The sequence below is a fragment of the Actinomycetospora sp. genome, assembly GCF_055612215.1.
Window position 1 is genome coordinate 1 of sequence record NZ_JBVPVA010000601.1, and the last position, 2,211, is coordinate 2,211.

3 protein-coding genes are annotated in these 2,211 nt (G+C 74.8%); 1 reads left to right on the forward strand and 2 read right to left on the reverse strand.

Annotated elements, in window-relative coordinates:
* Window positions 1-433: glycosyltransferase (locus AC0CYZ_RS16440; RefSeq protein ID WP_472217213.1), on the reverse strand; the 433-nt coding region annotated here is incomplete at its 3' end.
* 256 nt (window positions 434-689) lie between these two features.
* Here AC0CYZ_RS16440 and AC0CYZ_RS16445 point away from each other — a divergent pair.
* Window positions 690-1,607: a glycosyltransferase family 2 protein gene (locus AC0CYZ_RS16445; RefSeq protein WP_472217215.1), complete on the forward strand. Its 918-nt coding sequence runs from the start codon at window positions 690-692 to the stop codon at window positions 1,605-1,607.
* Here the strand turns inward: AC0CYZ_RS16445 and AC0CYZ_RS16450 are convergent.
* Window positions 1,568-2,211, reverse strand: a 644-nt coding sequence (locus AC0CYZ_RS16450; RefSeq protein WP_472217217.1) for a class F sortase, incomplete at its 5' end; no start/stop codon positions are given. The two genes, AC0CYZ_RS16445 and AC0CYZ_RS16450, sit on opposite strands and share 40 nt — an antisense overlap.

The window sequence follows — 2,211 nt, forward strand, 5'->3', positions numbered from 1 at the left end:
CGCGACGCCAGCGCAGCCCCGCGAGCACCGTGAGCAGGACGGGGCTGACCGCGACGACGACGTCCGGGCGCGGCCCGCCCACCAGCGCGGCGTGCGCGGTGAAGGCGGCGTCCATGACGATGCGGCGGCGCGCGTCGGGGACCGCGGGCACCGGGTGGCGCACCCGGGTCACCGGGACGCCGTCGATGACCTCGTGGCGGCGCAGGCCGGTGTAGCCGGACGTCACCTCCCAGGCCGGGTAGTGCGGGTAGCCGGTGACCACCCGGACCCGGTGCCCGGCGGCGTGCAGCGCGGCGACCATGCCCGTCGTGTAGGGCGCGTTCCCGGTGTGCTCGGGGGCGTAGTGCATCCCCACGACGCACACGTCCAGTGGGCCGCCGTGCTCCGCGACGGGCGGACGGGACGCGCCGGTCCGGTCCGGGGCGAGCGTCATGCGGTCCTCCCTCGCGCAGCCGTGGACGGCCGACGATTGATCGTCCGACCTCGGCCGGACCGGCACCCTGGGATCTCTTCCCAGGTCCGATCGGGCTGTGTCACACGCCGTACGCGTGGAAGGTCGAATTCGTCCGGATCATCCCGTTGACGCGGCACAGGCCCGCGCGGACGATGGCGCCATGTCGCCCGAACGAGCCATCCCGACGCCGACAGTGACGGTGCGTGACAGTTCGGGAGGCACGCCCGTCCCCCGGGTGTCGGTCGTGGTGCCGCTCTACCAGAAGGAGCGCTACGTCGGGCGCACCGTCGCGAGCGTGCTGGCGCAGACGTTCACCGACTTCGAACTCGTGGTGCTCGACAACGCCTGCACCGACGGGTCCGCCGAGGTCGTGCGCGGCTTCGCCGACCCGCGGATCCGGCTGGAGCGCAACCCCGAGACGGTCCCGGTCACCGAGAACTTCCAGCGCGCGGTGCGCCACGCCCGGGCGCCGCTGGTCAAGGTGGTCAACGCCGACGACCTGCTCGAGCCGACCGTGCTCGCCGAGCAGGTCGCGGTCATGGACGCCGACCCGACGCTCGCGCTGGTGTCCTGCCGGCACGACCTGGTGGACGACGACGACCGTGTCATCGCCCGCGGCCGCGCCCTGCGCAGCACCGACCTGCTAGGCCGGCGGGACGCGACGACGGTGCTGCGCCGCATCGTGCGCCACCGCGGCAGCCCGATCGGGGTGCCCGGCAACATGCTCTTCCGCCGCGACGCGTTCGACGCCGTCGGTGGCTTCCCCGACAACGGCTATGCCCTCGACGTCGGGCTCGCCGCCCGCCTGGTGACCCGCGGCGGGTTCTTCGGGATGCCGCAGTCGCTCTCGGCGTTCCGGCTCGCGAGCGGCTCGATCAGCTCGACGGCACGGCGCCGGAACATGGCGCTGCAGCACCGTTTCCTGCGGGAGCTGCGCTCCGAGCACGCCGACGTCGTGCGCCGCCGCGACGTGGTCGCCGGACTGGCCCGGGAGCCGGTGACGTGGCTGCGCCAGCGGATCATGATGGTCGCGTCGACCGACCCGGCCTCGGTGCGCCACCGGGTGGCCGCCGCGCTGCTGACGTCGCGGCGGCCCGGCCCGGGCGTCGCGGCTCAGCGCGGGGTCGCGAACACCACGATGTTGTCGCGGTAGTTCAGCGACCCGTCGTCGAACGGGCCGCCGCAGGTCATGAGCCGCAGGGTGGGTGCCGTCGTCGGGCCGTAGACCCGCTCGGTGGGCAGGTTGTCCTTGGCGAACGTCTCGACCGAGTCGACGCCGAAGCGCACGGTGCCGCCGTCGGAGCGGCCGACCTCGATGACGTCGCCGGGGTGCAGGTCGTCGAGGCGGCCGAACACCGCGGGCCCGCGGCGGGTGTCGACGTGGCCGACCATGACCGCCGACCCGGGGTCGCCGGGCACGGCCGACGAGGTGAACCACCCGACCTTCGTGTAGTCGGTGGGGACCTCCAGCGCGTCGCGGTAGTCCTTGCGCAGGTCCACCGGGTCGGTGGCGTCGAGGCCGATCGCCGGGATCTCCAGGCTCGTGGGGTGCGGGCCGCCGGGCGGCGGCGCGGTGGCGATCGCCAGCGGCATGCGGGCCGCGTACGGCGCTCCCGGGTCGTCCTCGCTCCCGGCCCCGAACCAGCCGGCGACGGTGTCCCAGATGCCGCCCGCGGCGAGCGTCCCGACGTGGGAGTGGGCGAGGCCGCCGAGCCCGGCCCCGATGCCGCCGGTGGGCGGGGTCGGCGCCTTGGGGG